Source organism: Pseudomonas sp. P4_C3 (assembly GCF_056402075.1).
On the sequence record NZ_JBFUIC010000814.1, the window covers coordinates 1 to 511 of the forward strand.

Annotated in this window: 1 pseudogene; it reads right to left on the reverse strand. The window is 53.8% G+C overall.

The annotated features are described in order from the left end of the window. A pseudogene (locus AC1DVH_RS32600) lies at positions 1–246 on the reverse strand (two-component sensor histidine kinase); the annotation flags it as partial. Positions 247–511: the final 265 nt, after the last annotated feature.

The window sequence follows — 511 nt, forward strand, 5'->3', positions numbered from 1 at the left end:
GACCTGGTAAAAGTGATCATCGAGAAATGATGACAAGCGGTTCGCCGTGGACAAGGCCTGGGCGTCCAGACGTTCACCAGTCAAGCGATTGAGCAAATCTTTGGCCAATTGCTCATAGAGCACTGCCAGCATAATGAGGGCGATGCTCATCACAAACACGGACAGCAAGGTATAGCGTGCCACCAGGCTGCCGTGCGGCCGGGCGAGCCACTTGCGTAGCAAGCAGAAGTAAGCAGTGCGGTTCATGGCTTTTTTGATTGTTTTTATAAAGTCGCTGCCAGCATAGGGACGTCAGCTTGTATCTGTCTATTCGTCTCGGTGGAAGTACGACTGCGAATTGTCGGAGCTACCCTCCTCCCCGCATATTCTGCGACACACTTGACGCTAACAGCTTCACGATCGCAGCAATCCGATCACCATCGCTAACCTGGAAGGTATCGCTCGCATGACGAAGGCAAGGCGAACTTTCTTTCGCGGCTAAGGCGTGCTGGAGTTAGCCCGAGGCTCCTCC